The following is a 24,589-nucleotide window of genomic DNA, read 5'->3' as shown; positions in this document are numbered from 1 at the left end:
ATGTGCGGCATAGTCGGAATGGTCGGCACCGGTCCGGTCAACCAGGACATCTACGACGCTCTTCTTCTGCTGCAGCACCGTGGGCAGGATGCCACGGGCATCGCCACGGCTGAGCCGAACGGCGTCATGCATCAGGCCAAGGCGAGCGGCATGGTACGCGAGGCGTTCCGCACCCGTGACATGCGCGCGCTGCTCGGCACGGTCGGCCTCGGTCACGTGCGCTACGCCACCAAGGGCACCGCATCCAGCGAAGAGGAGATGCAGCCGTTCTACGTGAACGCGCCCTACGGCATCATCCTCGTGCACAACGGCAACCTCACGAACACGCGTGAGCTGACCACCGACATGGAGCAGCGCGACCGGCGTCACCTCAACTCCTCCAGTGACACCGAGCTGCTGCTCAACGTGCTCGCCGGGGAGCTGCAGGCGACGACCTCGACGGTCGATCTCGACCCGGAGCGCATCTTCGAGGCCGTATCCCACACGATCACCCGTATCGAGGGCGCGTACGCCGTCATCGCCGTGATCGCCGGCTACGGTCTGCTCGCCTTCCGCGACCCGCACGGCATCCGTCCGCTCATGCTCGGTCGCCGTACGGCCACCGACCCCGAGTCGGGCGCGACGCGCGACGAGTGGGTCGTGGCGAGTGAATCCCTCGTGCTCGAGAACGCCGACTACGAGATCGTCCGCGATGTCGAGCCGGGCGAGGCGGTCTTCATCACGAACGACGGCGTGCTGCACTCTCAGCTGTGCGCGGATGCCGTCACCCTGGCGCCGTGCTCTTTCGAGTACGTGTACCTGGCGCGTCCCGACTCCGTCATGAACGGCGTCTCGGTCTATGAGTCGCGTCTGCGCATGGGCGACCGCCTGGCCGACACGATCGCGAAGCACGTGCCGCGCGACAAGATCGACGTGGTCATGCCGATCCCCGACTCGTCCCGTCCGGCGGCGATGGAGGTCGCCCGCAAGCTCGGCATCGAGTACCGCGAGGGCTTCTACAAGAACCGCTACGTGGGCCGCACCTTCATCATGCCGGGGCAGGCGGTGCGCAAGAAGACGGTCCGTCAGAAACTCAACGCGATGTCGACCGAGTTCCAGGGCAAGAACGTGCTGCTGATCGACGACTCGATCGTGCGCGGCACGACGAGCAAGGAGATCATCCAGATGGCCCGCGACGCGGGCGCGCTCTCGGTGACGTTCGCGTCGGCGGCTCCGCCCGTGCGCTACCAGCACGTGTACGGCATCAACATGCCCTCGCGTCACGAGCTCATCGCTCACGGCCGCACGATCCCGCAGATGGCGGAGGAACTCGGCTGCGACTACCTGGTGTTCCAGGAGGTCGAAGACCTGAAAGCCGCGATCATCGAGGGCTCCGCACTGGAAGAGCTCGACATGAGCTGCTTCACCGGCACGTACGTCACGGGCACCGTGACGGAGGAGTACCTGGCCTGGGTCGAGGACACCCAGACATCGTGAACGTGTCCCGCCCGCTCTGGCAGGGGCGGGTCCTCGCGTTGCTCGGCATCGTCCTCTTCGCGTTCTCGTTGCGTTCCGGCGTCGCCTCGCTGTCGCCGCTGTACGAGGCGATCGGCGATGAGTTCGTGCTGCCCCCGATCATCATCGGCCTGATCGGCTCGGCCCCGCCGGTGTGCTTCGCGATCTTCGGGCTGCTCACTCCGTCACTGGAGCGCCGGTTCGGCTTGGAGCGCCTGGCGGTCGCCGTGCTGGTGCTGTCGGCGATCGGTCTGGGACTGCGCGCCTTCTCGTTCAGTGCGCCCATGCTGTTGGTGAGCACGGTCCTGATGTTCATTGCGGTAGGCGTCGGAAACGTGTTGCTGCCGCCGCTGGTGAAGAAGTACTTCGCTGATCGTCTCGGCCTCATGATGACGCTGTACTCGACGATGATGGCGATCTCGACGTTCCTGCCGCCGCTGGTCGCGGTGCCGGTGGCGGATGCGGCGGGATGGCGCGTGTCGCTCGGTCTCTGGTTGGTGTTCGTCGTCGCCGCTTTGGTGCCCTGGCTGCTGTTGGCGCTGCGTCCTTCGCAGGTCGCGGATGCCGCGGTCGTGAAGACCTCCGCCGAGAGTCTGGACAGCACAGACCCGAGCGTGCTGGCCACCGGTCCGATCGTGGTGTCATCGGCGCGTCCGAACCTGCTCGCGCGTCTCTGGCGGATCCCCCTCGCCTGGGCGACGGGTCTCGTGCTCGCGACCTCGTCCTTCATCGCGTACACGTCGTTCGCGTGGATGCCCGCGATCCTCATCGACATCGCGGGGGTGACGCCTGCGCAGGCGGGCGCGCTGCTCTCGCTGTTCGGGGCGATCGGCCTGCCCTGCGCGCTGCTCGTGCCGATTCTGGTCGTGCGCTGGCAGGCCACCCGTCCGCTGTTCTTCATCGGCGCGATCGGCGGGGTGCTGGGCGTGCTCGGCCTGCTGTTCGCGCCGACGGCCGCGCTTCCTCTGTGGGTGGTGCTGCTCGGGATGACGGGCATCATGTTCCCTCTGGGCCTGGTGCTCATGAGTGTGCGGGCGCGCACGCACGAGACCGCGGTCGCTCTGAGCGGCTTCGCGCAGAGCGTGGCGTACAGCGTCGCGGCGATCTTCCCCCCGCTCGTCGGCGTGATCCACGGGCTGACCGACGGGTGGCAGGTGCCGCTGATCCTGCTCGGGGTCATGCTCGTGCTGATCCTTCCCGCCGGGTGGATCGCCGGTCGCCGTCGCACCGTCGAAGACGAGTGGGAAGCGCGCCACGGGGCCTGGTGACCGAGGGCCGGTCTACGACCGAGCGCGGCGAGACCGGTTCACAGGAAATTCGAGATATATCGTGAGATGCTCGCTGCATGACGGATGCTGCGAACGAACTCTCCCGTGAGATCAGCGCGGACATCGCCCGCGGCGAGAATCCTGACCGGCCGATCCGGCGGATGCTGCGACGGGCACGCGCGTGGGTCGCGCAGCATCCGCGCTTCGAGCTCGGCTACCGCATCACCGTCGGGGTCCTCGGTGGCCTTGTCGCGGTGATCGGTCTGTTGCTCGTCCCGCTCCCCGGTCCGGGCTGGCTCGTCGTCTTCCTGGGGTTGGCGATCCTCGGCACCGAGTTCCACTGGGCGCGACGGATGGCCGATTGGCTCAAGCGCATGTTGGCCCGATTCTGGGCCTGGTGGAATGCGCGCCGCGCCGAGGCGAAGGCGCGCAAGGCCGCGCAGCAGAGTTGAGAGCGGCCTTCCGCGACCGTTACTCCTCGTGCGGCCCGAGATCGAGCGCGCTCACGAATCGGGCGATCGGCTCGCGTACGTGCTCGAGTTCGAGAACGACCAGGTGGTTCTCACCCGTGCGGGTGATCGGAGACGGCACGTAGAGAGTGCCCTGCGGGCCGTTGCTCCAGTAGCGGCCGAGGACGAATCCGTTCAGCACGGCGAAGCCCTTGCCCCAGCCCTCCGTCTGCAGGAAGAGATCACTCGCGTTGTCGAGTGAGAAAGTCGCGGTCCAACGGCGCGGACCCAGAGGGGATGTCGCGGCATCCGCGCTCTCCGCGGCGGCATGCAGGTCGACCGGGGTGGCCGTCCACTCGTCAAGGGCGCGCCCCTCGAGCGTCGCTGACCCGATGAGGCCCTTGGCTTCGCCGAGCAGCGGACCGTAGTTCACGCGTCCCTGCTCCTCGACAAGAACGCTGAGGCGGGACCCGGCGGGAATCATCGCCGACCGCACTCCCAGCGTGCGGCTGATCGTCGCGACGGGATGACCGTCGACCGTGACCCAGGCGAGATCGCGAACGTCGTCGAACACGAGCAGTCCGCCGGAGTTTCCGGGTGGCAGTTCGGTCTCATAGCGGACGAGCGGGCTCAGCGTGCCGAGCTTCTCGAATGTTGGCAGCGCACCAGGGGTTGCTGCAGCTGTGGAATCCAGAGTCCAGGAACCGGCCGCGGCAAGCGGCACAGCGAAGACGGGGATCCGGGGCGCATTCGACGGCTTCTCGACAGCGGCGCCCGTGTGCCGGGCGATGACCTCCTGGAACGCGAAGTACTTCGCGGTGGGGTTCCCGGCCTCGTCGAGCGGAGCGTCGTAGTCGTAGGAGGTCGCCAGAGGCAGGTAACGGCCCTTGTGGTTGGCGCCGTTCGTGGTGCCGAAGTTCGTGCCGCCCGTGAACATGTAGATGTTGACCGATGCACCCGCGCTGAGCAGCGCGTCGAGCTCGGCGGCGGCACCCGTGGCATCCGTCGTGTGGTGCACACCGCCCCACCAGTCGAACCACCCGTCCCAGAACTCCGAGCACATGAGAGGACCGGTCGGCTGCGCGTCACGCAGTGCCCTCAGACGCTCCGAGACTCGCGATCCGAAGGATCCGGTCTTGTGCAGCTCCGGGAGGCTGCCGTCTTCGAGCATCTGCGCGAGCGGCTGGTCCACCGTGGTGAGCGGCACCGTGATGTCGCTGTCGCGGGTGACGCGGATGAGCTCGGCCAGATACTCCTTGTCGTGGCCGTAGGCCCCGTACTCGTTCTCGATCTGCACGAGCACGACCGGGCCGCCGCGATCGATCTGCCGCGGGGCGACGATCTCGTACACGCGACGCAGATACGCGGAGACGTCGCGCAGGTACCCCGACTCGGAGCTGCGCAGTCGCAGCGTGTCATCGCTCGTGAGCCAGACGGGCAGGCCGCCGTTGTGCCATTCGGCGCAGATGTACGGGCCGGGGCGCACGATCGCGTCCATCCCCTCGGCGGCGATGAGGTCGAGGAATCGCGCGAGGTCGTTCCACCCGGTGGCATTCCACTCGCCCTTGCGGGCCTCATGGGCGTTCCACGCGACGTACGTCTCGATCGTGTTCAGCCCCATCTGACGCGCCTTGCGGATGCGGTCCTGCCAGAGGTCGGGGTGCACGCGGAAGTAGTGGATCGCACCCGACAGGATGCGGTGGGGCGCGCCGTCGCGGAGGAAGTCGGATTCACCGATGGAGAAACTGGTCACGATTCGCTCTCATGCTCACTGGGTCGTGCGGGTGCTGCTGTGGTGCGGATGCTGCGCGGGAGGGCGGTCAGGTGGCCGACCGCCCTCCCGGTGCTGCGGACTACTTGATGGTGAAGCCCTGCTCGGTGCCGTACTTCGCGAGAGCCTTCTGCCAGGCGACGAGACCCTCGTTGAGGTCGGTGCCGTCCTGGTATGCCTGGCCGACGGTGTCGCCGAAGATGCTGTTTCCGTAGACCTGGAAGGGCAGGTACTGCCAGTCGGGAACGACGGAGGCCGCGGCGTCAGCCAGTACGCGGTTGATCTCCTGGCCGCCGAAGTACTCGGGGGCGGAGCTCAGGAACTCTTCGTCGGTGAGGTGCGCGGTGGTCGACGGGAAACCTCCCTGGGAGAGGAACAGATCGACGCTCTCGGTGCTGTTGTTGAGCCACCACAGGAATCCGGCTGCGAGCTCCGGGTTCTTGCTCTGGGTGGTGACAGCCTGTCCGCCGCCGCCGTTCTCCGCGCTGGCGGGAGAGCCGTCGTAGGTCGGCATCGGTGCGACGCGCCAGTCGCCCGACGCATCCGGAGCGCCCGACTCGAGGTTCGCCGGCATCCATGCGCCGATCACGAGGGTTGCGAGGCTGCCGTTGCCGAGCGCCTGGAACCACTCGTCACTCCACGAGCCGTAGGGAGCGAGGAGGTCCTTCTCGAGCATCGTGTTCCAGGTGTCGGCCCACTTCTTCGATCCCTCGTCCTGCAGGTCGATCGTGACGTCGGTGCCGGAGGTGCGGAACGGCTGGCCGCCGGCCTGCCAGATCATCGACGTCGCGAAACCGGCGTCTCCGATGTCGTTGGTGATGTACTTCGTCGGGTCGGCGGCGTGGATGGCCTCGCCGGCGGCGGCGTACTCGTCCCACGTCGTCGGCACGGCGAGACCGAGCTCGTCGAAGACCGTCTTGTTGTAGAACAGCGCCATGGGGCCCGAGTCCTGGGGCAGGCCGTAGATGGCGTCACCCGAGGTGACGGAGTTCCAGGTCGACGCAGTGTAGTCATCCTCGAGGTCGGCGAAGCCGTACTTCGACAGGTCGACGAAGGCGTCGGTCAGGGCGAACTGCGGGAAGGCGTAGTACTCGATCTGCACGACGTCGGGCGCACCCGAACCCGCCTTGATCGCGTTCTGCAGCTTCGTGTACTCGTCGTTGTTGGTGCCCGCGTTGACGAGGTTGACCTTGACGTTCGGGTACGCCTTCTGGAAGGCCTTCACCTGTGCCTCGGCCTGCGGGGTCCACGACCAGTACGTGATCTCGCCACCCTTCTCCAGGGCGGCCTTGATCGACTCGATCGATCCGGACTCGGCGCTGCCGGGGCCGGGGGCCGCGGCGCCACACCCGGCCAGGGCCAGGGCGGAGGCCACGCCGAGTGCGAGGACGGTTGCTGTGCGGGGAAGGCCCGCAGTGCGATGCTTCATTGCTTCTTCCTTAGGATGGGGCCGTCTGTGGGCGGCAGGGTGGTGCTTCGGGAGTGGTGCAGTGAGCGCATCACGCCTTGACGCTGCCGGCGGCGAGGCCGGACTGCCAGAACCTCTGGAGCATCAGGAACGCGATGACGATGGGGATGATCGTGAGCAGGGAGCCCATGATCACGAGGTTGTAGATGGGTTGGGAGCCGGCGCCGGTAGCCTGCGCGCTCCACTGGTTGAGGCCGACAGTCAGCGGGTACCAGGCGGGATCGCTGAGCATGATGAGCGGCAGGAAGTAGTTGTTCCACGTTGCGACGACGGTGAACAGCACGACCGTGACGATGCCGGGAGCGAGCAGCCGCAGCGAGATCGTGAAGAAGGTGCGGAACTCGCCAGCGCCGTCGATGCGGGCGGCCTCGAGCAGTTCTGTCGGAATCGCATCCGCCGCGAACACCCAGATCAGGTAGAGCCCGAAGGGGCTGATGAGCGAGGGGATGATGACAGCCCACGGAGTGTTCGTGAGACCCAGCTCGCTGAACAGCAGGAACGTCGGCACGGCCAGCGCGGTGCCGGGCACGGCGACGGCGCCGAGGACGACCGCGAAGACGGCGCGGCGCCCGGGGAAGCGGTACTTCGCCAGACCGTACCCGGCGAGCGTTGCGAGCAGCGTCGCTCCTCCGGCGCCGACGACGACGTAGAGGAGGGTGTTGCCCAGCCAGCGCAGGAAGATCCCGTCGCGGTAGGTGAGGGTCTCGGAGAGGTTGTCGAAGAACGCGAAGTCGTCGGCGAACCACAGCCCGAACGAGCTGAACAGGCCGGCCTGGGTCTTGGTCGCGCTGAAGAGCAGCCACACCAGCGGCACGAGCGTGTAGAGGCCGTAGACGATCATGACGATCAGAAGCGTCGTCGAGCGCTGCGGGCGACGCGCCCCGTGGGTGGTGTGCGACTTCTTTCGTTCCGGTGCGATCGTGACCGCGGCGCGGGTGGCAGTGGAAGTCATCATCAGTTCACCTCCGTGCGAGAGCCGCGCAACTGCACGACGTAGGCGATGACGGCCGTGATCACGCCCATGATGATCGCCACGGTGGCGGCGTAGTTGAACTGCTGACCGGCGAAGGAGAGGTTGTAGGCATACATGTTGGGGGTGAAGTAGGTCGTGATGACGTTGGGGGCGAGCGGGCGCAGGATGTTGGGCTCGTTGAACAGCTGGAAGCTGCCGATGATCGAGAAGATCGTCGCGATCACGAGCGCGCCGCGGATCGCCGGGAGCTTGATCGCCGAGACGATCCGCCACTGGCCGGCGCCGTCGATCGCCGCGGCTTCGTACAGCTCACCGGGGATGGTCTTGAGCGACGAGTAGAAGATCAGCATGTTGTAGCCGACGAACTCCCAGGTGACGATGTTGCCGATTGACGCGAGCATCCATTCGCGGGCGAACGGGGTGAGTGCTTCGAATCCGAGGAAGTCGTTGATGTTGGCGGTGAGGCCGAACTGATCGCCGTAGATGTAGCCCCACATCAGCACGGCGACGACTGCGGGAACGGCGTAGGGCAGGAATACGAGGATGCGGAAGAACGGCGCCCCGCGCAGGCGACCGCTGTCGAGAGCGAGGGCGGCGCCGAGGGCGAGCGCGAGCATGATCGGCACCTGCACCACGAGGAAGATCAGCACGCGGCCGAAGGCTTCCCAGAACTGGGGGTCGGTGAGAGCCGCGACGTAGTTGTCGAATCCGACGAAGGCGTTGCCGCCCACGAGCTGGTCGCGGAAGAAGCTGAGGTAGAGCGCGTACGCGAGTGGTGCGAGAAAGACCAGGGCGAAGACGATCATGAACGGGCCGACGAAAGCCCAGCCGCGCCAGTCGCGGCGGTCTCGACGCGTCGCGATCCGCGTCGTCGGGGGTGATGTCAGGGGCGTCGTCATCGACTCTGTCCTTCGTGTGGAGCGACGAATGCGGGTCACTTCGTCGTATGTCAACGTCAACATACGCGATGACGCGATAGTGTGTCAACGTCAACATACGAAACGGTGAGAGGCGTGGACGACGTGAGTGCAACAGCGGCGCGCAGGCGTGAGCCCTCGATGGAAGACGTTGCGCGCGTCGCCGGTGTCTCGGGACAGACCGTGTCGCGCGTCGTCAACGGTCGCGGGTACGTCGGCGAGGCCACCCGCGTGAAGGTCGTCGCCGCGATGGCTGAGCTCGGCTATCGCCCCAACAGCGCCGCGCGGGCGCTGCGCTCGGGACGGTTCCGCGCGGTGGGGGTCATCATGTCCACCCTGGCCTCCTACGGCAACCACCGCACGCTCGACGCGATCGCCGTTCGTGCGGCGGCCGCCGGGTACGCGCTCACGCTGATCCCCGTCGACTCGGCCAGTCCTTCGGACGTGACCGGAGCCTTCGATCGTCTGGGCGAGCACGCGGTCGACGGCATCATCATCCTCATCGAAGCGCATCGCCTCGATGAGGCAGAGGTAGAGATCCCCGACGGGCTGCCGGTCGTCGTGATCGACTCGAACCGCAGGGACCCGCACCCCTTCGTCGACATCGATCAGGCGCAGGGTGCTCGGATGGCGACCGAGCATCTGCTCGAACTGGGTCACGAGACCGTCTGGCATCTCGCGGGGCCTGCGGAGTCCTATGCGGCCGAGCGGCGTCGCGCTTCGTGGCACGCCACGCTGGAGGCGTGGGGCCGGGTTACCCCATCACCGATCAAGGGTGACTGGTCGCCCCGTTCCGGTTACGAGGCAGGGCTGCAGCTGCGCGAGCAGAGCGACGTCACCGCGATCTTCGCCGCCAACGACCAGATGGCGATCGGCCTGTTGCGCGCATACCACGAGGTCGGTCGTGCGATCCCGGCGCAGGTCAGCGTCGTGGGGTTCGATGACATGTCCGATGCCGAGTACGCCTGGCCGCCGTTGACGACCGTGCGCCAGCATTTCGAGAGTGTCGGCGAGAGGGCCATCGATGCGCTCATCGCCGAGCTCGCGGGAGAGGATCCCGGTGAACAGGCGCTCGTGCCGACGGAACTGGTCGTGCGCGCGAGCACGGGTCCGCGCGCATAGCATCCGGACGATGGGTCGGGTCGATAGGTGAAAGATGCCGAACCGCCCGGAGGATGCTGCCTGCGGGTTGTTTGGCATCTTTGGCCGCGCGGGGTAGGAGCGGCTGGGGTTGGGCGCGGGCGCGCCCGGATCCTGTCGGCGCCAACGACGAAGCCCCGGGCGTCGGGATCACCGACGGCCGGGGCGAGAAAGCGCTGTTCAGGCTTTCTCGAGTTCGTCTTCGTCTTCGTCCGCGTACTGGTCGGCCCACTTGTCGACGTAGGCGTCTTCCTCGGTGGTGCTACCGAGTTCGCGCTCCAGCGCCGAGTAGTTCACCGACGGAGAGTACGCCTTGAGTTCGCGGGCGATCTTTGTGTGTTTCGCCTTCTGACGGCCACGGCCCATGCGCGAGACCCCCTCACGAGTACGGCCCGCAGACCTGTGCGGCTCGGGCATTCACGACACCGGCTCCAGGCCGGTAAGAGTAGCATTCAGGATAGCACGCACGTACGTGAGGGAGCCCTGGTTCCCTCTGAGCGAAGGGAAGATGACCGTGACCGATCCGACTTCCACCCCCGCCGAGGGCGAGCTGCAGAACGAGCAGCTGCGGGGCGCCGTGATTGTTGCCGTGCAGCCGCACCAGCCCGCACGTGTTCTCGCCGAGGGCGTGCGCTACGCGCAGCTGTTCTCGGCTCCGCTCGTCGTCGTCCATGTCGATGTGACGCGCTTCGTCACCTACGAAGACCCGGACGGCTACGTGCATTCCGCGCCGATCGATCTCAATCTCGAGGCGGGCGTCGCCGAGTTCGAAGAGGTGCAGCGGGTGAGCGCCGCCGCCGTCCAGGGCAGTGGGCTGACCTGGACGGCCCGTCAGCTCGTCGGCGATCCGGCGATCGCCATCAAGCACCTTGCGAACAAGGTGGATGCCGAACTCATCGTGGTCGGTACGCGCCAGCGGGGCATCGGAGAGTCCATCCGCGAGTTCTTCACCGGATCCGTCGCTGCTCGGCTTTCGCACCGCCAGCATCGCCCCATTCTCATCGTCCCGCTCGACGAGCCCGTCGCCGACGACAAAGACATCTTCGCGGAGTAGCCTCCGCGCGCAGGAGCCCGCTCCCGGACGCATCCGGGGGCGGGCTTCTCTGTGCGGCGTCGCTGCTATTTGCTCAGCGCCGCCGTGATCGCGTGGGCGGCGGAGTCGAGCGATGCTTCGAGGTCGGTGATCGTCGACGTCTGCACGGCGCCGCCGCGGGCGACGTGCGTGCGCAGGTCGGCGCGGACCTGCGCGCGGAAGGCGTTGATCGAGGCGTCCGCGCGCGCCAGCAGCTCTCGACTGAGCGCGCGCTCCTCATCGACCGGCGATGACGACGCACGCTTCTTGGCTGTGGAGCGGTCGTCCTTCGCGGCGGATGCGAGATCGGCGCGAAGGCTGCGCATGGCCTCTTTCACGCTCTGTCGCACTTCGTTCGCGATCAGGCGCACCGAGTCGGTGAGCTCGGACTCGATTCCGGCGAGGTCGCCCTCGCGGGATGCGAGTTCTGCCCGGCCGGCATCGGTGATGGCGTAGATCGAGGTGCGGCCTTCGACGGTCTTGGTGACCAGGCCCTCCTCTTCCAGCTTCGCCAGGCGCGGGTAGATCGTTCCTGCGCTCGGAGTGTAGGTGCCACCCGTGCGGTCAGTGAGCGCCTGGATGATCCCGTAGCCGTGCTGCGGCGCTTCAGCGAGAAGCGACAGCAGATACAGGCGCAGGTCGCCGTGCGAGAAGACGGCGGGGGTCATGATTCCCACTCCTCGTCGTCGGCGACGAACACCGGGGCGTGCCGCAGCACGGTGACGTTGCCCGACACCGAGTTGGCGCGCACATCGACGAAGGATCCGGCGAGTTCGCCGAACTGGCCGGTGTAGGTGGTCGGTCCGGAGCCGCCGCGGTCGACGCCGTCGATGAGGAGCTTGCCGCTCAGCGTGCGCGCGACGTAGTTGGCAGGCAGTGCGTGGTCGAGGCGCACGGTGCTGTTGCCCGAGATCGTGTTGAGGTTGATCGAGTTGACGGCGCCCTGTGCGTCGACGACCATGTCGCCGGAGACCGTGTCGATGGTCGCCTTGCTCACCGCGCCGGTGATGGCGATGTCGCCGGAGACGCTGTTGGCCGAGACGGTGCCGGTGAGGTCGCGAACCTGCACATCGCCGGATACCGAGTTGAGCGAGAGGTCACCCGTGTGGGTGTCGACGATGACGTCGCCGGAGACGGTGTTGAGTCGTGCGTCGGTGGCGAGTCCGGAGATGAGCGCGCCTGCGCTCACCACGCCGAGGTTGAGCGCGATGCTGCGGGGGACGGCCACACTGATCTCTGCCTTGGGTCCACCGGAGCCGAAGTTGCGGAACACCTCGAGGAAGTTGTCCCAGCCCAGCTGCGGGTGGTCGATCTCGATCTGAGTGCCGTCGGATTCCACGCGCAGGTCTTTCACGGTGACACCGTGCACTTCGATGCGGATGTTCGGTTCGTCGTGCGCGACGACATCGACCTGACCACCGACGAGGCCGACTTTCAGCCGGGTCGCCGAGTCGATGTCGATGACGCGTTCTTCGCCGGGGGCGATGAGCCACTTCTCGGTCATGATTTCTCCATAAAGTCGAGATATATCGTGTTGCACCAACGATAACACGATATATCTCGACTTTGTCAAGAGGGGTCAGAGAAGACTCAGGATGCTGCGCCTTGACATTGCCGCAACGTCAACTTCTACGGTGGAACACATGAACGATTGGTCCATCCAGGAAGTCGCCCGTCTCGCGGGGACGACCAGCCGCGCGCTGCGTCACTACGACGACATCGGGTTGCTCCCGCCGAGTCGCGTCGCGTCGAACGGCTACCGCCACTATGACGAACGCGCCCTCGTGCGCCTGCAGCGCATTCTGCTGCTGCGCGAGCTCGGACTCGGCCTGCCGCAGATCGCGGAGGTGCTGGAGCGTGAGCGCTCCGAGGCATCCGCTCTGCAGACCCATCTCGCCCTGCTTCGCGAGGAGCAGGGCCGACTCGCGCGGCAGATCGCCGCCGTCGAGCACACCATAGACGCCCTCACCGGAAAGGAAGAACTCATGACCGACAGCATGTTCGACGGATTCGATCACACGCAGTACAAGGAGGAGGTGGAGCAGCGCTGGGGCGCGAAGGCCTATGTCGACGGCGATCGCTGGTGGCGAGGCCAGACGCCCGACGAGCGCGCCGCGTTCCAGGAGCGCGTCGCTCAACTCGGTCGCGACTGGATCGCTGTGGCGGAGTCGGGGGCCGCGCCGGATGCGGATGGTGCGCAGGAGCTCGCCGCTCGGCACGTCGCCTGGCTCCGTTCGGTGCCCGGCACGCCCGCGGCGGACGGTGGCGACATCAAGGCCTATGTGCTCGGACTCGGCGAGATGTACGTCGCCGACCCGCGTTTCGCGAAGAACTACGAGACCGCCGCCGGTGGCGTGATGGGTGCGGAATTCGTGCGCGACGCGCTGCGCATCTACGCCGAGCGCGCGCTCTGAGTAGCACGCAGCCGCCCGGCCCGGACTGGGGTGGGCGGCTGCGTGTCTTGCCTCAGGCGGCGAGCACGTCCTCTGCCTCTGCGACGGCCGGAGATGTGCGGCGGACGAAGAGAGTGAGGATGATCGCGAGCGAGGCGATCGCTGCGCCCACGATGAACGCGGTGTGGATGCCCGAGGCTGTCGCCGAGATCGGGCTGGCGCCCTGCGTGACCATGCTGGCTGCCTGCACGCTCATGATGCTGATGAACACCGCGGTGCCGGCGGCCCCTGCCACCTGCTGAATCGTGCTCACGATCGCCGATCCATGCGAGTACAGGTGCATGGGAAGCGAGCCGAGCGCCGAGGTCATGAGCGGCGTGAAGACGAATCCGAGCCCCAGGTTCAGTGTCACATGCACGATGATGATCCACCAGAGAGGTGTGGTCTCGGTGAAGGTCGTCATTCCCCACAGGGCGGCGGCGGCAACGGTCATGCCGGGAATCACGAGGGGTGTGGGGCCGAAGCGGTCGAAGAGCGAGCCGACGACGGGTGCCATCACGCCCATGAGTATGCCGCCGGGCAGCATTATGAGACCTGTGGCCAGCGTGTCCAGGCCGAGTACCTGCTGTACATACAGGGGCAGGAGGATCAGGGATCCGAAGAGCGCGGCGGCCACGACCGTGATCAGAACGACGGCGAGCGAGAATGACTTCGATTGGAAGGCGCGAAGGTCCATCAGAGCCGACCCGCTCTTGGAGAGCGAGACCTGACGGATCGCGAACGCGAGCAAGCTCAACGCACCGATGGTGATCGGAATCCAGATCGGGAAGGAGGACTCACCGCTTGCCGCGGCGCCGATCGAGCTGAGACCGAACACCAGGAAGCCGAAGCCGACACCCGAAAGAAGCACCGACAGCATGTTGATCTTCATCTTGCGCGTCGTGGTCACGTTGCGCACCCAGACCGCCCCGAGGATCATCGCCAGCACGGCGAGAGGCAGCACGAGCAGGAACATCCAGCGCCACTCGAGATTGGCGAGGATGACTCCCGAGACGGTCGGGCCGATCGCGGGTGCCACAGAGATGACGATCGAGATCACGCCCATCATGCGGCCGCGATACTCGGGGTTCACGAGGGTCATCACGGTGGTCATGAGCAGCGGCATCATGATCGCTGTTCCGGACGCCTGGATGATGCGACCGGCGAGGAGCACCTCGAACCCCGGGGCGAGACCTGAGATGAGCGTGCCGAGGGTGAAGAGCGACATCGCCGTCAGGTACACGTTTCGCAGGGGGAAGCGCGCGAGCACGAAGCCGGTGAGGGGGATGACGACGGCCATCGTCAGGAGGAACCCTGTCGTGAGCCACTGTGCGGTGCTGGCGGAGATCTGGAAGTCGGCCATGAGGCGCGGAAGCGCCACCGACATGATCGTCTCGTTGAGCATGACGGTGAAGGCGGAGGCGACGAGAAGCACGATGACCGGGAGGGTTCCCGGGGGAAGTGCACTCTCTCGTGGCGCAGTGATGGTCGGAGTGGACGCGGTCGTCATCGGAGTCCTTCGGTGAGGGCAAATGTGCGGGTTGTGCCATTCTGGCACGAACTGCCAGTTTGGCGTGATCTGTATGCTTATAACCGTGGAAGCGGCATCACATTCCCAGACCAGCGGTGAAGCGCCGCTCGGTCTTCGTGAGCGTCGACGCCAAGAGACAACGCGCGAGATCAACGAGGCGGCCCTGCGGCTGTTCTCCGAGCGTGGTGTCGCTGCGACAACCGTCGAGGACATCGCGGCCGCGGCTGGCGTCTCGCCCCGCACCTTCTTCCGCTACTTTCCGTCGAAAGAGCATGCGGCTTTCGCGCCTCCGACGGACTTCATCGCTCTCGTCACCGTCGCTCGCGATGCCATGCGTGACGGACGTACGTTCCTCCTCGCTTTGGAGGAGTCGTGGCTGCGTCTCTTCGCTGAGATGGATCAGCGTCCCCAACATCGAGAAGATGCCATGCGCATCCACCGGCTGGCGGAGAGCGAGCCCGCGCTGATCGCGATCGTGCTCTCGCACGATGCGCAGCTCGACGCGGAGATCGCCGCGCAGGCCGCGACGGCACTGGGCAGGCCCGAGAACGACCTCACGATTCGAGCCGCGGTGGGTGCCCTCAACGGCGTCGCACGCCTGGTCTTCTCCGAATGGCTGCACCGGCAGCGAGACGGGCAGGAGGCGACGCTCGTCGGCATCTACTCCGAGTTGCGCGACGGGCTGACCGGCTTCGCGCGAGAGGTGCTTCTGCCTGAGGCATCCGCTCCTGACCCCGCCGGCGCATGACTCTGCGGAACGTGCTTCTCGTCGCCGCGGGCGGCACACTGGGGACGGCCGCGCGCCTCGCCCTCGGGTTCGTGATTCCGGATGCCGCGGGCCTGCCTCTCTCGATCTTCGTGGCGAACGTCGCGGGATCCTTCCTCCTCGGAGTGCTCGCCGCGCGCCTGCCGGCATCGTCGGGTGTCCGGCTGTTCCTCGGCACCGGGCTGCTGGGCGGATTCACGACGTACAGCGCCTTCACCGTCGGGATCATCGAGCTCGGCACCGCCGCTCCGTGGCTCGCGGCCGGGTATGCCGTGGGGAGTGTTGCCGTGGGTATCGGCGCAGCGGCGCTCGGTCTCTGGCTGGGGCGGTCGCGGCAGGCTTCCGGGGGTGGTGCTGCGTGAGCCCCCTGCTGTTTCTCTGCGCGGCGCTCGCCGGGGGCGCGGGTGCAGTGGTGCGCTACCTCGTCGATCGGGGAGTCGCACGCCTGGCAGGGCAACGGTTTCCGTGGGGCGTCTTCGTGATCAACGTCACGGGATCGTTCGCGCTCGGCCTGGTCGTGGGTCTGCTCCCCGAGGTGCTCTTCATCGTCGGTGCCGGCTTCCTCGGGGGATACACGACCTTCAGTACCGCGATGCTCGACACGATCGCCCTGTGGCGGGATGGCGCCCGACGAGCATCTCTCGGGCACGCTCTGGGGATGCTGTTCATCGGCTTCCTCGCCGCGGGATTCGGTGTGGGGCTCGGTTCGCTGTTCTGAGAGCAGAGGCCACGCGTTCACCTCACAGCCACCTCTCATCGCGAGAATGTACAAAAGTACATGTACATGTGTTCAGGAGGTGTCATGGCGGAGACCGTGCGTCGTCGACGCGATCCTGAAGCGCGCCGTCTCGCGATCGTCACCGCCGCGGCCGAACTCATCACCGAGATCGGCGTCGATGCCCTCACGCACCGCCTGGTCGCCGCTCGCGCCGAGGTGCCGCTCGGTGCCACGACCCAGTACTTCGCGACTCTCGACGATCTCCGCGCCGCCGCGTTGCAACTGCTCGTCGAGCACGTCGATGCGCAGATGGCGGTCGTGCGCGACACTCTCGCCGCGCAGGGCGTCAGCCCCGCCACTCTCGCCGGGCTGCTGCACGCCAACCTCGGCGACTCCCGCTCGCTGCAGGCAGACCGTGCCGTCGTCACGGCGGCCGTGCATGACCCGCGCCTGCGCGCGCTCGCCCGGCACTGGTCCGACGAGCTCGTCACCTCCCTCGTGCCCACCTATGGTGAAGAGCGCTCGCGTGCCGCCGCCGTCTTCATCGACGGCACCCTGTGGCACGCGCAGATCCATGAGCACCCGCTTCCGCTCACGACGCTTCAGCACGCGCTCGCCGCGATCCTGGAGACGCCCGTGAGCGCAGCATCCGCGTCTCCCACCCTGCCGGACTGATCGAAAGAACCGCCGTGTCGAAACTTGCCGTGCTGAGCCTGCGCAACCGGGCGCTCATCGCTCTGATCACCGTCGTGACCGCCATCTTCGGCGGCCTTGCGCTGACGAGTCTCAAGCAGGAGCTGATTCCCGAGCTCGAGCTTCCCGCGCTGATCGTGATGTCGACGTACCCGGGCGCCTCGCCTGAAGTGGTCGAGAACGACGTCTCGACGCCGATCGAATCGGTGATCCAGGGTGTGCCCGGGCTGGAGTCGACGAGCGCCACGAGCACGACGAACGCCTCGGTCGTGCAGGCGATGTTCGAGTACGGCACGAACCTCGCCACGGCCGAGCAGAAGATGCAGCAGGCGATCAACCGTATCTCGCAGCAGCTCCCGGACGGGGTGACGCCGCAGATCCTCTCCGTGTCGATCTCGGACCTGCCCGTGATCCAGATCGCGGTGACCGGCTTCGACGACGCAGAGAACGCGCAGGCCGACCTCGAAGCGCTCGCGATCCCCGAGATCGAAGACGTCAAGGGTGTGAACGCCGCGCAGATCGTCGGTGCCATCGGCCAGCGGGTCACGATCACGCCAGACCTCGTCGCCCTCGCGACGCGTGGAGCATCACCGCAGGACATCAGCACGGCGCTGCAGCAGAACGGTGTGCTGTTCCCCGGTGGCTCGATCACCGAGGGCGAGAACACGTTCACGGTGCAGACCGGCGCGAAGATCACCTCTGTCGAAGAGATCGCGGCGCTCCCGCTCGTCGGCACGGACGCGCTGATCGGCGACGTCGCCTCGGTCGTGCAGGAAGCCGATCCGGTGTCTTCGATCTCCCGCGTCAACGGTGAAGACGCGATCTCGATCGCCGTCACCAAGCTCCCCGCGGCCAACACCGTCGACGTCTCGAACGGTGTGATCGCCGCACTCGACACGATCGGGGAATCCTTCCCGGATGCCACCTTCACCGTGATCTTCGATCAGGCACCTTTCATCGTGCAGTCGATCGAGACACTCGCCGTCGAGGGGCTGCTCGGACTCGTGTTCGCGGTCGTCGTCATCCTCGTGTTCCTGATGTCGATCCGCTCGACCCTCGTCACCGCGATCTCGATCCCGACCTCCGTGCTCGTGACCTTCGTGGGTCTCCAGGCCTTCGGGTACTCGCTCAACATGCTGACCCTCGGCGCGCTGACGATCGCGATCGGCCGTGTCGTCGACGACTCGATCGTCGTGATCGAGAACATCAAGCGGCACTACGTCGAGGGCGCCGACAAGATGGGCGCCATCATCCTCGCGGTCCGCGAGGTGGCCGCTGCGATCACCGCCTCGACCATCACGACGGTCGCCGTGTTCCTGCCCATCGTCTTCGTCGGTGACATGGTCGGCGAGCTGTTCCGCCCGTTCGCGATGACCGTCACGATCGCGATGGCCGCATCGCTGCTCGTCGCGCTCACGATCGTTCCGGTTCTCGCCTACTGGTTCCTGAAGCCGGGCAAGGCGCTGCGCGATGACCAGGGGAACGTGATCGATCCGGAGCATCCGGATGCTCCGCCGACGCGTCTGCAGACCTGGTACCGTCCCGTGCTCAGCTGGACCCTCAAGCACTCCGTCGTCACGGTCGTGCTCGCCGTGGTCGTGCTCGGTGGGACTCTCGCCGCCGCTCCGCTCATGAAGATCAACTTCCTCAGTGACTCGGGCCAGAACACGATGACGGTGTCGCAGGACCTCGGCCCGACCGCGAGCCTCGAGGCGAAGTCGGAGGCGGCGCGCAAGGTCGAAGACGTGCTGCTCGACATCGACGGCATCGAGCATGTGCAGGCGTCGATCGGCTCCAGCGGATCCGCCCTGCAGGACGTCTTCTCCGGCGGTGCCGGCATCACGTACTCGGTGCAGACCGTCTCTGGTGCGGATCAGGAGGCGCTGCGCACTGAGGTGCAGAAGGCCATTGACGGCCTCAGCGACGCGGGGGAGGTCGCGGTCGGTTCATCCGGAGGGTTCGGATCGAGTGACATCGCCGTGAACATCAGCGCCGCGGGGGCGGACGACCTCCAGGCTGCGACCGACGCCGTCGTCGCCGAACTGCAAGGACGCGAGGGCATCGGTGCCGTCACCGACAACCTGTCGGCTGCGCTGCCGTATCTGGCCGTCGTTGTCGACCGTGCCGCCGCGGCCGACTACGGGCTGTCTGAGGTTGCGGTCGGCTCGATCGTGTCGAGCACGATGCGCCCCCAGCAGATCGGTTCCGTCGAGATCGATGACACCGCACTGACGGTCTATCTGGCGACGGCGACGCCGCCGGCGACCGCTGATGAGCTGCGGGCGCTGGCGATCCCCACGGCGCGAGGTGTCGTGCAGCTGCAGGACATCGCGACCGTCGAAGAACGTGAGGGCCCGACCTCGATCACCACCGAGCAGGGTCGCCGTACGGCGACGATCACGGTGCCCCCTGCATCCGACAACCTCGCTCTCGCCACGGCATCCGTCACGGCAGCGCTCGCCGCCGTCGACTTGCCCGACGGTGCTCGCGCCGAGGTCGGCGGCGTCGCCGAGCAGCAGCAGGAGTCGTTCTCACAGCTCGGGCTGGCGATGCTCGCGGCGATCCTCATCGTCTACGTCGTGATGGTGGCGACCTTCAAGTCGCTGCGTCAGCCGCTGCTGCTGCTCGTGTCGGTGCCGTTCGCGGCGACGGGCGCGATCCTGCTGCAGATCGTGACCGGCGTGCCGCTCGGCGTCGCCTCGCTCATCGGTGTGCTGATGCTGATCGGCATCGTGGTGACGAACGCGATCGTGCTCGTCGACCTCGTGAATCAGTACCGCGAGAAGGGGCTGTCGACGCACGACGCCGTCATGGCCGGTGGAGAGAAGCGTCTGCGGCCGATCCTCATGACGGCTCTCGCCACGATCTTCGCGCTCACGCCGATGGCGCTCGGCATCACCGGGCACGGCGGCTTCATCTCGCAGCCCCTCGCGATCGTCGTGATCGGCGGTCTGGTCTCCTCGACCGTGCTGACCCTCATCGTGCTGCCGACGCTCTACAACCTCGTCGAGGGTGCGCGCGAGCGGCGGGCGGCACGACGGAGCGGAGGCGACAGTGGCGCGCCGAAGGGTGCTCCGGATGCCCCGGACGCGGGTCCGAAGGCGGACGCTGCCACTGAAGTGCACCATTCGAGCCGGCGAGAGCTCCGCGAGCGCGGAGGCCTGCCCGCGGCGGGCACAGTCGACTGAGCGGGGGGCGGACTCAGCTGCGTCCGCCACCCGCCGAAGGCGCGCCGACGATGCTACTTCGCCAAGACGGTCAACTCCGTGCGCAATGCAGCCTTTGCCCGCTGGTATCGCGATCGAATAGTCGAGTCGCCGATACCGAGGTGGGAGGCGGCATCTGTGAGTGAGAACCCATCCCAGTGCACGAGGCGAAGGACTTCCGCGTGCTTCTCGCTCAACCGGCTCAGGGCGTCACGCACGGCAATGCCTTCATCTGCGGGCGGAGCTGCCTCGACGGCCAGCGCGCGTAGTCGCGTGCTCAACTCGGTGCGGCGTACGGAAGAACGGATGAATTGGAGGAGTACCTTCCGGGCGATCCCGAACAACCAGAGTCTCGCCTCGTGCGGCTCCTCGGGCATTCGTCCTGAACGGCGCCACGCAACGGTCACGACTTCGCCGACGGCGTCGGCTGCGTCTTCTCTGGGCAGGCGTCGCTGAAAGTAGGCGAGCAGATCAGGCGCTGTCGCTTCGATGGCCGCTACGCAAGCGGTGCGCTCTACTCGCATACTGCTTGACCGCGGGTTGCGAGCTCTTCGTTGGCTCCGAGATCAGCGACGTGAGCCAGGACAACACTGTTGACCGCGTTGAAGTACTCCCACTCGGCGTCGTAGTTCTCGGTTCCATAGCCCATGGGCTCGCCGGTGTCGGCATCGCGCTGAGTACCTGGATCGGCCCGGATCTCTCCGATTGCTGTGTCGATCGCCTGGGGAGTCAGCACGTCCGGGTCAGTAAACGCGGCTCTCAGGGCCGCGCGGGTTGATACCGGGGTTTCGGGGCCGAAGACAATGCGGTATTCGCACTGTCGGCCGTCGGTCATCGTGTAGTGCGCAGTCACATCAGGATGCTGCGCCCAGGGCTGCCATGCGTTCAGTGTCGCGGCTGCGGCGGCACCGCCGACGGCGATCAGTGCGCTCGCCATTACGACTGTTGCTGCGCTTCGCGGAGCGAATCGCTGAACTCGCGTTCTGCTCGTCACTGTCCGCACCATGCTCGTGAGGGCGGTGCGTTCCGCCGTGCTCACTTTTCCGGGGTCGGCAGCGCTGAGCATGGTCGTGATGTCATCGGGGGATGTCATGATGCCTCGTTCTCCTCTGAAGGGTTCACTAAGGACATGCGAGTTCGGGGTGTTTTCGTCCCCCGACCATCCGGGATCTCTTCCGGCGCCTACGCGATCAGCCGCTGGCTTTCATCGAGTGCGGGCGTCCACTCAGATGCTGTACTGAATGCCCCATTCGAGCGTCCACGTCTCGCCGGGGGCGAGGTGGCGCAATCCCCGGCCGGAATTGAACGCCTCGGCGGGGGCGGTCATCGGCTCCACCGCGAGGGCGAGCGCCTGGCCCGGGTAGTTCGACGTCGTGTAGGCCTGCACGTAGTCGAAGCCCGGACCCTGCCAGACGGTGACCGTGCGACCATCGGGGGCGGTGAGGGTTGTGCGCGCCAGGTCGTCGGTGTCGCGGTGCAGAGTCGCGAACCCGGTGTCGAGCGTGACATCGCCGAGACGCTGTCCGGCGCGGAGGTCGAGCCCGCCCTGCACGGGGGATTCCCCGATCGGCAGCAGCCGCTCGTCGGTCTCGAAGTACGTCTCGGCTGAAATCCGCAGCACGAGGTCGCGCGGGTCGACATCGCCGATCGTGACGAAGGGGTGCGTTCCGAGGGCGACCGGCGCAGGATGCGCGGAGTGGTTCGTCAGCGTGTGCGTGACGCGGATGCCGTCGGTGGCCAGCGCATACTCGACGGATGTGTCGATCAGATAGGGGTAGCCGGTCTGGGGCACGATCTGCGCGCGCAGTGTCACTGTGGCATCCGTGTCCTTCTCGATCTCGTATGCCGTGAACCGCAGCAGCCCGTGGCTCGCGTTGCGGAGCGCGGGCTCGGTGATTGCGAGTGCTCGGGTCGTGTCGCCGTCCTGCCAGATGCCGTCGCGGATGCGGTTGGGCCACGGTGCGAGAACGACACCCGAGCAGGCGGGGGCGGGTGCGTCCAGGGGATAGGGCGGCACGATCGTCACTCCGTCGACCTCAAGATCGCGGAGGGATGCGCCGACCTGGGCGATCTGCGCGACGACAGGGCCGCGGCGGAGGATGATCTGGCGGCCTGTCGGAGACGGTGTTGCGGTGTGCACCTGCTCATCGTACGGGCGGTTTCCCAGGTGTGTCGGCTACCCTGGATCAGTCGGCTTCGGATACCGCGTCTTTTGTGCGGATCGTTTCTGTGAGTCCAGGGGCCGATGGTGAGCATCATTCGATGCGCATGAACCATCACATGAATGGCCCCCGGCCGACGGATGTCCGGGTTATGTCTGCGTGCGCGCAGGCGCTGTTCTCGTGCGAGAACTCAAGAAAGACATACCCATGCCTAAGAGCCACAAGCCCAAGGGTGGTCGCCCCGCCCGCAACTTCGAGCCGCGATACGGCGAGAAGAAGACCTCCTTCCACGACCGTCACGCGCGCCCCGGCGCCGGACGCGACGACGCCCGCGGTGCGGGTCGTTCCGAGCGCTCGGATGCGTCGGAGCGCCGACCCTCCGCCGGCTTCGACCGTCGCCCTGGCAGCCGCAGCCCCGGCCACCGCGGATTCCGCACTGAGGCCGAGGGTGCACCCAAACAGCGGTGGACGGCGCAGGAGCGTGCCGGTCGCGACGAGGCGCGCAGCATCCGCAACCGTGCCGTCGACGGCCGCCGCGAGAGCCCGCACCACCGTTCCTCGGAGGGTGGCGCTGAGCGCGGACGCTTCAACGAGCGCCCCCGTTTCCAGGGCGACCGCCCTCGTTTCAACGATGATCGTCCGCGTCGTGACTTCGGTGACCGTCCGCAGCGTTCGTACGGCGGTGACCGTCCGAACCGCGACGACCGTGGTGGCGAGCGCCCTCGTTTCAACGACCGTGGTGGCGACCGTCCTCGCTATGGCAACGATGAGCGTCCCCAGCGTTCGTTCAACAATGATCGTCCGCAGCGCGATGACCGTCCGCGTCGCGATTTCGGTGACCGCCCGCAGCGCTCTTTCACCAATGACCGCCCTCGTTTCAACGATGATCGTCCGCGTCGTGACTTCGGTGACCGTCCGCAGCGTTCGTACGGCGGTGACCGTCCGAACCGCGACGACCGTGGTGGCGAGCGCCCTCGTTTCAACGACCGCGGTGGCGACCGTCCCCGCTATGGCAACGACGAGCGTCCCCAGCGTTCGTTCAGCAATGACCGCCCGCAGCGCGACGACCGTCCCCGTCGTGAGTACGGTGACCGCCCGCAGCGCTCCTTCGATGGTGACCGCCCGCAGCGCTCGTTCACCAACGAGCGCCCCCGCTTCAACGACGACCGCCCCCGTCGCGACTACAGCGACCGCCCGCGTCGCGAAGAGCGTCCGAGCCGCGATGACTGGAACCGCACCGCGAAGCCGGCCCACCAGGCCGACGACGTCGTGCACGAGCGTCTCGAGGCGAAGGCTGTCGCCGCGACCGAGGTCGAAGGTGTCACGTTCGGTGACCTCGGCCTGGGCTCGAACATCGTCGAGACGCTGAGCAACATGGGGGCGGCGACGCCGTTCCCGATCCAGGCGGCCTCGATCCCCGCTGTCCTCGAAGGACGCGATGTCCTCGCTCGTGGTCGCACGGGCTCGGGCAAGACGATCGCCTTCGGGGCGCCTCTTGTCGAGCGCATCCTGCTCGCGCAGAAGGGCAAGAAGCGTGAGTTCGGTCGTGCGCCGCGTGCGATCATCCTCGCGCCGACCCGTGAGCTCGCGCTGCAGATCGACCGCACGATCCAGCCGATCGCGCGCAGCGTCGGCCTGTTCACGACGCAGATCTACGGCGGTGTCCCGCAGGCCCGCCAGGTGGGTGCGCTGAAGAAGGGCGTCGACATCATCATCGGCACCCCCGGTCGCATCGAAGACCTCATCAACCAGGGCAAACTCAACCTCTCCGAGTGTGAGATCGCCGTGCTCGACGAGGCCGACCACATGTGCGAGCTCGGCTTCGTCGAGCCGGTGCAGCGCATCCTGCGTCACACGGCGGACGGCAGCCAGAAGCTGCTGTTCTCGGCGACGCTCGACCGCGAGGTCGCCTCTCTCGTCGAGGAGTTCCTGGTCGACCCGGCGGTCTTCGAGGTCGCGGGAGAAGACCAGAACTCGGGGACGATCGAGCACCGCGTGCTCGTGATCGAGCACCGCGAGAAGGCCGACATCCTCACCTCGCTCGTCGACCGTGAGGGGCAGACGCTCGTTTTCGCTCGCACGCGGGCGTACGCCGAGATGCTGGCGGAGCAGTTCGAGGATGCCGGGATCTCGGCCGTCTCGCTCCACGGTGACCTGAACCAGGCCAAGCGCACGCGCAACCTGCAGCGTCTGACCTCTGGCCGTGCGCAGGTGCTCGTGGCGACGGACGTCGCAGCTCGTGGCATCCACGTCGACGACATCGACCTGGTCGTCCAGGCCGACGCTCCTGACGAGTACAAGACGTACCTGCACCGTTCGGGCCGCACCGGTCGTGCGGGCCGTTCGGGCCGTGTCGTCACCCTCATCACCCGTCAGCGTCAGCGTCGCATGACCGAGCTGCTCGACCGCGCCGAGATCGACGCACCCTTCGAGAGTGCTCGCGTCGGCGACGACGTGATCGATGAGATCACCGGACGCACTCTGACGGCGGACGAACTCACCCGCTGACACGAACAACCGTGAAGGGCC

Annotated in this window: 23 protein-coding genes; 12 read left to right on the top strand and 11 right to left on the bottom strand. The window is 66.9% G+C overall.

The genetic code is table 11. The annotated features are described in order from the left end of the window. The 3 genes from purF (at window position 1) to AC1REM_RS01775 (ending at window position 3,214) form a co-directional block, all read left to right on the top strand. Complete coding sequence (gene purF, locus AC1REM_RS01785) at window positions 1-1,476, top strand: amidophosphoribosyltransferase (RefSeq protein ID WP_492513035.1); 1,476 nt, start codon at window positions 1-3, stop codon at window positions 1,474-1,476. Continuing rightward, complete coding sequence (locus AC1REM_RS01780; RefSeq protein ID WP_492513034.1) at window positions 1,473-2,762, top strand: MFS transporter; 1,290 nt, start codon at window positions 1,473-1,475, stop codon at window positions 2,760-2,762. Before purF ends, AC1REM_RS01780 begins: the two co-directional genes overlap by 4 nt. A gap of 77 nt (window positions 2,763-2,839) precedes the next feature. Then, window positions 2,840-3,214: a TIGR02611 family protein gene (locus AC1REM_RS01775; RefSeq protein ID WP_492513033.1), complete on the top strand. Its 375-nt coding sequence runs from the start codon at window positions 2,840-2,842 to the stop codon at window positions 3,212-3,214. A 19-nt stretch (window positions 3,215-3,233) separates the two neighbouring features. Here AC1REM_RS01775 and AC1REM_RS01770 read toward each other — a convergent pair whose 3' ends face one another. The 4 genes from AC1REM_RS01770 to AC1REM_RS01755 form a co-directional block, all read right to left on the bottom strand. Beyond that, window positions 3,234-4,964, bottom strand: coding sequence for a glycoside hydrolase family 35 protein (locus AC1REM_RS01770; RefSeq protein ID WP_492513032.1), 1,731 nt, complete (start codon window positions 4,962-4,964; stop codon window positions 3,234-3,236). A 100-nt stretch (window positions 4,965-5,064) separates the two neighbouring features. Beyond that, on the bottom strand, window positions 5,065-6,411 hold the full coding sequence (locus AC1REM_RS01765) for an ABC transporter substrate-binding protein (protein WP_492513031.1): 1,347 nt from the start codon (window positions 6,409-6,411) through the stop codon (window positions 5,065-5,067). A 70-nt stretch (window positions 6,412-6,481) separates the two neighbouring features. Beyond that, a complete protein-coding gene (locus AC1REM_RS01760) occupies window positions 6,482-7,402 on the bottom strand; it encodes a carbohydrate ABC transporter permease (RefSeq protein ID WP_492514463.1) in 921 nt (306 codons plus the stop codon). A 2-nt stretch (window positions 7,403-7,404) separates the two neighbouring features. Continuing rightward, the gene (locus AC1REM_RS01755) at window positions 7,405-8,322 is read right to left on the bottom strand and encodes a carbohydrate ABC transporter permease (RefSeq protein ID WP_492513030.1); all 918 of its coding nucleotides are present in this window, start codon (window positions 8,320-8,322) and stop codon (window positions 7,405-7,407) included. Window positions 8,323-8,481: 159 nt separating this feature from the next. Here AC1REM_RS01755 and AC1REM_RS01750 point away from each other — a divergent pair, with 159 nt between their 5' ends. Continuing rightward, complete coding sequence (locus tag AC1REM_RS01750) at window positions 8,482-9,462, top strand: LacI family DNA-binding transcriptional regulator (RefSeq protein ID WP_492514462.1); 981 nt, start codon at window positions 8,482-8,484, stop codon at window positions 9,460-9,462. A 198-nt stretch (window positions 9,463-9,660) separates the two neighbouring features. On the opposite strand, the gene AC1REM_RS01745 is transcribed toward AC1REM_RS01750, so the two are convergent. Then, window positions 9,661-9,846: a DUF3073 domain-containing protein gene (locus AC1REM_RS01745; RefSeq protein WP_204938325.1), complete on the bottom strand. Its 186-nt coding sequence runs from the start codon at window positions 9,844-9,846 to the stop codon at window positions 9,661-9,663. 142 nt (window positions 9,847-9,988) lie between these two features. On the opposite strand from AC1REM_RS01745, the gene AC1REM_RS01740 reads away from it, so the two are divergent. Further along, entirely contained in the window at window positions 9,989-10,534 is a 546-nt protein-coding gene (locus AC1REM_RS01740) for a universal stress protein (protein WP_492513029.1), read from the top strand. 65 nt (window positions 10,535-10,599) lie between these two features. On the opposite strand, the gene AC1REM_RS01735 is transcribed toward AC1REM_RS01740, so the two are convergent. Both AC1REM_RS01735 and AC1REM_RS01730 read right to left on the bottom strand, forming a co-directional pair. After that, window positions 10,600-11,220 (bottom strand): PadR family transcriptional regulator, encoded by a 621-nt coding sequence (locus tag AC1REM_RS01735; RefSeq protein WP_492513028.1) that lies wholly within the window; start codon window positions 11,218-11,220, stop codon window positions 10,600-10,602. Next, the gene (locus AC1REM_RS01730) at window positions 11,217-12,056 is read right to left on the bottom strand and encodes a DUF4097 family beta strand repeat-containing protein (protein ID WP_492513027.1); all 840 of its coding nucleotides are present in this window, start codon (window positions 12,054-12,056) and stop codon (window positions 11,217-11,219) included. Before AC1REM_RS01730 ends, AC1REM_RS01735 begins: the two co-directional genes overlap by 4 nt. 139 nt (window positions 12,057-12,195) lie before the next feature. Here AC1REM_RS01730 and AC1REM_RS01725 point away from each other — a divergent pair, with 139 nt between their 5' ends. Beyond that, window positions 12,196-12,966 (top strand): MerR family transcriptional regulator, encoded by a 771-nt coding sequence (locus AC1REM_RS01725; protein ID WP_492513026.1) that lies wholly within the window; start codon window positions 12,196-12,198, stop codon window positions 12,964-12,966. 52 nt (window positions 12,967-13,018) lie between these two features. Here AC1REM_RS01725 and AC1REM_RS01720 read toward each other — a convergent pair whose 3' ends face one another. Further along, the gene (locus tag AC1REM_RS01720) at window positions 13,019-14,494 is read right to left on the bottom strand and encodes an MDR family MFS transporter (protein ID WP_492513025.1); all 1,476 of its coding nucleotides are present in this window, start codon (window positions 14,492-14,494) and stop codon (window positions 13,019-13,021) included. 85 nt (window positions 14,495-14,579) lie between these two features. Between AC1REM_RS01720 and AC1REM_RS01715 the strand changes: the two genes are divergently transcribed. The 5 genes from AC1REM_RS01715 to AC1REM_RS01695 all read left to right on the top strand — a co-directional run bounded on the left by AC1REM_RS01715 (window position 14,580) and on the right by AC1REM_RS01695 (window position 19,880). After that, the gene (locus AC1REM_RS01715; protein ID WP_492513024.1) at window positions 14,580-15,263 is read left to right on the top strand and encodes a TetR family transcriptional regulator; all 684 of its coding nucleotides are present in this window, start codon (window positions 14,580-14,582) and stop codon (window positions 15,261-15,263) included. Beyond that, window positions 15,260-15,643, top strand: a complete 384-nt coding sequence (locus AC1REM_RS01710; RefSeq protein WP_492513023.1) for a fluoride efflux transporter FluC — start codon at window positions 15,260-15,262, stop codon at window positions 15,641-15,643. Before AC1REM_RS01715 ends, AC1REM_RS01710 begins: the two co-directional genes overlap by 4 nt. Further along, window positions 15,640-15,999, top strand: coding sequence for a fluoride efflux transporter FluC (locus AC1REM_RS01705; RefSeq protein WP_492513022.1), 360 nt, complete (start codon window positions 15,640-15,642; stop codon window positions 15,997-15,999). Before AC1REM_RS01710 ends, AC1REM_RS01705 begins: the two co-directional genes overlap by 4 nt. Window positions 16,000-16,083: 84 nt before the next feature. Continuing rightward, window positions 16,084-16,674 carry a TetR/AcrR family transcriptional regulator gene (locus AC1REM_RS01700; protein WP_492513021.1) on the top strand — a complete coding sequence of 197 codons (591 nt, stop codon included), beginning with the start codon at window positions 16,084-16,086 and terminating at the stop codon, window positions 16,672-16,674. A gap of 14 nt (window positions 16,675-16,688) precedes the next feature. Continuing rightward, complete coding sequence (locus AC1REM_RS01695) at window positions 16,689-19,880, top strand: efflux RND transporter permease subunit (protein WP_492513020.1); 3,192 nt, start codon at window positions 16,689-16,691, stop codon at window positions 19,878-19,880. Between the two features lie 53 nt (window positions 19,881-19,933). On the opposite strand, the gene AC1REM_RS01690 is transcribed toward AC1REM_RS01695, so the two are convergent. The 3 genes from AC1REM_RS01690 to AC1REM_RS01680 all read right to left on the bottom strand — a co-directional run bounded on the left by AC1REM_RS01690 (window position 19,934) and on the right by AC1REM_RS01680 (window position 22,038). Beyond that, window positions 19,934-20,422, bottom strand: a complete 489-nt coding sequence (locus tag AC1REM_RS01690; protein WP_492513019.1) for an RNA polymerase sigma factor — start codon at window positions 20,420-20,422, stop codon at window positions 19,934-19,936. Beyond that, a complete protein-coding gene (locus AC1REM_RS01685; RefSeq protein ID WP_492513018.1) occupies window positions 20,413-20,991 on the bottom strand; it encodes a hypothetical protein in 579 nt (192 codons plus the stop codon). Before AC1REM_RS01685 ends, AC1REM_RS01690 begins: the two co-directional genes overlap by 10 nt. 132 nt (window positions 20,992-21,123) lie before the next feature. Next, entirely contained in the window at window positions 21,124-22,038 is a 915-nt protein-coding gene (locus AC1REM_RS01680) for an aldose 1-epimerase family protein (RefSeq protein ID WP_492513017.1), read from the bottom strand. Between the two features lie 229 nt (window positions 22,039-22,267). Here AC1REM_RS01680 and AC1REM_RS01675 point away from each other — a divergent pair, with 229 nt between their 5' ends. Further along, window positions 22,268-24,568, top strand: a complete 2,301-nt coding sequence (locus AC1REM_RS01675) for a DEAD/DEAH box helicase (RefSeq protein ID WP_492513016.1) — start codon at window positions 22,268-22,270, stop codon at window positions 24,566-24,568. The last annotated feature ends 21 nt before the right edge of the window (window positions 24,569-24,589 follow it).

The organism is Microbacterium sp. GW823-FHT02G05 (assembly GCF_058797175.1).
This window is presented reverse-complemented; position numbering and strand designations above follow the sequence as displayed.

What these genes read in the sequence shown, in the direction of transcription:
- purF (WP_492513035.1), top strand. Translation starts at nt 1, where the DNA reads ATGTGCGGCATAGTCGGAATGGTCGGCACCGGTCCGGTCAACCAGGAC.
- AC1REM_RS01775 (WP_492513033.1), top strand. Translation starts at nt 2,840, where the DNA reads ATGACGGATGCTGCGAACGAACTCTCCCGTGAGATCAGCGCGGACATC.
- AC1REM_RS01765 (WP_492513031.1), bottom strand. Translation starts at nt 6,411, where the DNA reads ATGAAGCATCGCACTGCGGGCCTTCCCCGCACAGCAACCGTCCTCGCA.
- AC1REM_RS01760 (WP_492514463.1), bottom strand. Translation starts at nt 7,402, where the DNA reads ATGACTTCCACTGCCACCCGCGCCGCGGTCACGATCGCACCGGAACGA.
- AC1REM_RS01755 (WP_492513030.1), bottom strand. Translation starts at nt 8,322, where the DNA reads ATGACGACGCCCCTGACATCACCCCCGACGACGCGGATCGCGACGCGT.
- AC1REM_RS01750 (WP_492514462.1), top strand. Translation starts at nt 8,482, where the DNA reads ATGGAAGACGTTGCGCGCGTCGCCGGTGTCTCGGGACAGACCGTGTCG.
- AC1REM_RS01745 (WP_204938325.1), bottom strand. Translation starts at nt 9,846, where the DNA reads ATGGGCCGTGGCCGTCAGAAGGCGAAACACACAAAGATCGCCCGCGAA.
- AC1REM_RS01740 (WP_492513029.1), top strand. Translation starts at nt 9,989, where the DNA reads ATGACCGTGACCGATCCGACTTCCACCCCCGCCGAGGGCGAGCTGCAG.
- AC1REM_RS01735 (WP_492513028.1), bottom strand. Translation starts at nt 11,220, where the DNA reads ATGACCCCCGCCGTCTTCTCGCACGGCGACCTGCGCCTGTATCTGCTG.
- AC1REM_RS01730 (WP_492513027.1), bottom strand. Translation starts at nt 12,056, where the DNA reads ATGACCGAGAAGTGGCTCATCGCCCCCGGCGAAGAACGCGTCATCGAC.
- AC1REM_RS01725 (WP_492513026.1), top strand. Translation starts at nt 12,196, where the DNA reads ATGAACGATTGGTCCATCCAGGAAGTCGCCCGTCTCGCGGGGACGACC.
- AC1REM_RS01720 (WP_492513025.1), bottom strand. Translation starts at nt 14,494, where the DNA reads ATGACGACCGCGTCCACTCCGACCATCACTGCGCCACGAGAGAGTGCA.
- AC1REM_RS01710 (WP_492513023.1), top strand. Translation starts at nt 15,260, where the DNA reads ATGACTCTGCGGAACGTGCTTCTCGTCGCCGCGGGCGGCACACTGGGG.
- AC1REM_RS01700 (WP_492513021.1), top strand. Translation starts at nt 16,084, where the DNA reads ATGGCGGAGACCGTGCGTCGTCGACGCGATCCTGAAGCGCGCCGTCTC.
- AC1REM_RS01690 (WP_492513019.1), bottom strand. Translation starts at nt 20,422, where the DNA reads ATGCGAGTAGAGCGCACCGCTTGCGTAGCGGCCATCGAAGCGACAGCG.
- AC1REM_RS01685 (WP_492513018.1), bottom strand. Translation starts at nt 20,991, where the DNA reads ATGACATCCCCCGATGACATCACGACCATGCTCAGCGCTGCCGACCCC.
- AC1REM_RS01675 (WP_492513016.1), top strand. Translation starts at nt 22,268, where the DNA reads ATGCCTAAGAGCCACAAGCCCAAGGGTGGTCGCCCCGCCCGCAACTTC.